Genomic DNA, 3,716 nt, shown 5'->3' on the forward strand with positions numbered 1-3,716 from the left:
AACCGCCGGCGCTGTCTATTTGCCCCCGCTGTGTCAGCCTGTCGGTCAGGGTGATCAGATCAAACGGACAGTTTTTTTCGCTCAGTTCAGTAATGGCCTGATAGATTATTCGGTGCGCCGGGAAGAAAAAATCGTCGGCAACCAGCAGCTGAACAATGCTATCCCAGCGATCATTTTCCAGCACCAGCCCGCCAATCACCCCCACCTCGGCATAAGCATAGCTGGGTTCCGCTTCACTGATGGCCTGTAAAGCCTCATGATCCAGATTCATTGGTCACCTCCCTGTTGACGGCATTCAATGCCCTCACTAAACGCTGTTGCAAATGCGGAGAAGAAACCCAAAACAGGACTTCTTTTGCGGTCAAATACTGTGGTTTGCCATTTTCCCAGCCGCACTCCAGCAGGGCCAAATCATCCGGTGTGCCCGGCATCAATGACAGTTCACGCAATTCATTTTCATGACGGGGACTGAAATGCTCGACGTTCTCAGGCGACGCTTCCCAGATAATGGGTAATAATGTCTGGTATTTCGCCAGTGCCGCTTTACGATCAGGCGCATCGACAAACACAAACCATTCATCCTGTGTATCCGTAAAGGGTAATTCCGCATTGTCATAACAGAAACAAACGGCTCGCCAGATAATATTCATTGCGCGTTCCCCGTCGGTTGGTTGACCAGCACGGCATCAAATTTTGCAGCCCATTCGGGGAACAGTTCACAGGCCAGACTGTACATGGTCTGGGCAGCGGCGGGACTTTTGCGGGTAGTTTTATATTCAAGACGATGAACAGGCTGGGCACGAACATGACCCAGTTTATAGATATCCAGCAGATCAATACGGGTGCTCAGCAGCTGGTAAACCTTTCTGCCCTCCAACGCTGACGTATCGTAGCGCTGCTGGTCGATAATATCGGTCAGTTCATTGAGCGTATCTCTGTCCAGATTGGTGCCTTCAATGCCATTGGCCAGTATCTGGATCAGCGGAAGCTGAATACCGTAATTTTCAAATGGCCGGAGACGAGTCAGCATCCGCAATGTACCACGCAGAAACTCACGGACATCCGGCAGGATAGGTTTAATGATCCCCAGCACAAACTGAGTTGCAGTCAGTACCACCAGTTCGGTCATCACACCGGTCGCACCTTTGGAGTCGATGATAATGACATCATATTGATGAAAGAGTGGATGTTGCAGAACATTGCGCAGACGCAGGCGACCATCCGGGGCGTGCAACATGGCTGTCGGCAGCAGTTCATCGGGATCATTGGAGACAATGATATCGAGATTATGGATCGTCGAACGCGAAATGATCGTGTCGGCTTGACTCAGATCCACCGTCTGCATCAGCAATTCATACAGCCCGGCGGGCGCTTCATAAACCAGATTAAAAATACTGCTGGATGTGGGTTGTGAGTAATCGGCATCAATCAGGAGAGTCTGTAGATCGGCATCAGCAAAAAAACCGGCCAGATTTGCCGCATGGGTGGATTTACCTTCGCCGCCTTTGGGAGAAATTATCGGAAGAATTATCATGTTGTACACTCAGTAATTTGAGCATACAAACTAAGTACAAAATCAACTAGTTACATTAGATTAACTTACGATGGGATTGAAAATCCCCGTGTCGATGGTTCGATTCCGTCTCCGGGCACCACTTCAACTTCCAGTGAAGTCCAGCCCAGTAAAACAATTTCTGCTAAATCCAGCAAAATCAACATCCATTCTTATTTTTACGTCTAGTTTCGTCTGTTGCAATCAAGATGCAGCGAAGGGCATAATTCGGGGCACTTACCGTTCGATTACAAGGATGCCCTTAATAATGAAACTAAATGCCCGGCAAATCGAAACTGCAAAACCCAGAGAAAAAACCTACAAACTCGCCGATGGCGGCGGTCTCTATTTAGAAGTCTCAGCACGCGGCTCAAAATACTGGCGCATGAAGTATTACCGCCCGACCGATAAGAAAGAAGACCGGCTGGCGTTCGGCGTTTATCCGGCAGTGTCGTTAGCCGATGCCCGCGCAAAACGCGATGAAGCCAAAAAGCTGATGGCACAAGGCATTGATCCCAAAGCCGGAAAAAAAGGCGCAGCCTCTCCATCGAAAATCACCTATTCCTTTGAACATATCGCCCGTGAATGGCACGCCAGTAACAAACGCTGGAGCGATCGCCACCGCCAAACCGTACTGCGCAGCCTTGAACAGTATATTTTCCCGCAGATTGGCAGGCTCGACATTACTACGCTAAGAACCAGCCAGCTTTTAGCCCCTATCAAAGCCATTGATGATGCAGGTAAACACAATATCGCCCAGCGATTGCAACAACGTGTTACCGCTATCATGCGCTATGCCGTCCAGAATGATATTCTGGAGTCCAACCCAGCTAATGATATGGCCGGAGCACTTACCACCACAAAATCCCGTCATCATCCCGCTCTGCCCCATGAATACTTGCCTGACTTTTTAGCTCGCTTATCTGCCTATCGCGGGCGCTTACTGACCAAGATTGCGGTAGAGCTAACGCTGCTGACGTTTGTCCGCTCCAGTGAGCTGAGATTTGCCCGCTGGCAGGAAATCGACCTTGAAAATGCGGTGTGGAAAATTCCGGCCACAAGGCAACCCATTAAAGGCGTTCGCTTTTCTGAGCGCGGCATGAAAATGAAAACCGATCATCTAGTACCATTGAGCCGTCAGGCTGTTTTGCTTATCAACGCGTTGCAGGAACTAAGCGGCAACTGTGAAGTGATGTTTCCCAGCGATCATAATTCCGCGAAAGTGATGAGTGAAAACACCGTTAACAAGGCCCTGCGGGCGATGGGTTACAACACTCAAACCGAAGTTTGTGGACATGGATTTCGCACAATGGCGCGTGGTGCGATGGGAGAATCCGGCCTGTGGAGCGATGATGCCATCGAACGCCAGCTCAGCCATATTGAACGCAACAATGTGCGAGCAGCCTATATTCACACCTCCAAACATCTGGATGAACGGCGGCTGATGGTGCAATGGTGGGCGGATTATCTGGATGCGAACCGGGAAAAATCCATCACACCGTATGACTTCGCCAAACCGCTGCGCGACAGAAAGAATCGTTAGTACAATTTGTAACCCGTTAATTTTCATCGGAGAAAAACAATTAACGCTGTTCATTTAATCTTGCATTTTAAATAATCCGCCTGTCATCAAATAACGTCCACGATGAGCGCTCAGGGACTCGGTAACAGGAGAATTAATATGACAATGACAGCATTGAAAACAAACTTTATTCGTTTGCCGGAAGTACAGCGCAGAACGGGTTATAGCAAAGCGTGGATTTACAAATTGATTAGCGATGGAGAATTCCCGAAGCAGGTCAAAATCGGCCCACGCTCTATCGCCTTTATCGAAGCAGAAATTGATGACTGGATCGCTCAGCGGATCGCGGAATCACGGGCGGCATAACAAACAAAAGACTATGACATAAGAAACATTTAAAAACACAACGCCCCAGTGTGGTCGGACACATCTGAGGCGTTTCACCAACAACCGTTAAGAAAGGTAAAAATGATGGCTGATACACAGCATACCCAAACTCGCCCTAAATTTACAGTTCAAAAAACAGCAAGCAATCAAAAACCGCTTGACCTGATCCAGACCGTGAAAACCTCCGCCATGTATTCCTGGCAAAACTTACTGCCAGCTTGCGGTATTGATATCCCGGCAAAGGGTAAACATGGT

General features: G+C 48.8%; 5 protein-coding genes. 2 read left to right on the forward strand and 3 right to left on the reverse strand.

Annotation, left to right across the window (positions count from 1 at the left end):
- From ABLA85_RS17950 to ABLA85_RS17960, 3 genes are all read right to left on the reverse strand, one after another.
- The coding region (locus ABLA85_RS17950; protein WP_367965695.1) for a DnaB-like helicase N-terminal domain-containing protein at positions 1-271 on the reverse strand (271 nt) is incomplete at its 3' end.
- Positions 255-650 carry a hypothetical protein gene (locus tag ABLA85_RS17955; protein WP_367965696.1) on the reverse strand — a complete coding sequence of 132 codons (396 nt, stop codon included), beginning with the start codon at positions 648-650 and terminating at the stop codon, positions 255-257. The genes ABLA85_RS17950 and ABLA85_RS17955, both read right to left, overlap by 17 nt.
- A complete protein-coding gene (locus ABLA85_RS17960) occupies positions 647-1,534 on the reverse strand; it encodes a ParA family protein (protein WP_367965697.1) in 888 nt (295 codons plus the stop codon). Before ABLA85_RS17960 ends, ABLA85_RS17955 begins: the two co-directional genes overlap by 4 nt.
- A 286-nt stretch (positions 1,535-1,820) precedes the next feature.
- Here ABLA85_RS17960 and ABLA85_RS17965 point away from each other — a divergent pair, with 286 nt between their 5' ends.
- Both ABLA85_RS17965 and ABLA85_RS17970 read left to right on the forward strand, forming a co-directional pair.
- Positions 1,821-3,095, forward strand: a complete 1,275-nt coding sequence (locus ABLA85_RS17965; protein ID WP_367965698.1) for a tyrosine-type recombinase/integrase — start codon at positions 1,821-1,823, stop codon at positions 3,093-3,095.
- A gap of 138 nt (positions 3,096-3,233) precedes the next feature.
- The gene (locus tag ABLA85_RS17970) at positions 3,234-3,440 is read left to right on the forward strand and encodes a helix-turn-helix transcriptional regulator (RefSeq protein ID WP_367965699.1); all 207 of its coding nucleotides are present in this window, start codon (positions 3,234-3,236) and stop codon (positions 3,438-3,440) included.
- The last annotated feature ends 276 nt before the right edge of the window (positions 3,441-3,716 follow it).

The sequence above is a fragment of the Xenorhabdus sp. SGI246 genome, from assembly GCF_040838225.1.
In the GTDB taxonomy this organism is placed as follows: Bacteria; Pseudomonadota; Gammaproteobacteria; order Enterobacterales; family Enterobacteriaceae; genus Xenorhabdus; species Xenorhabdus indica.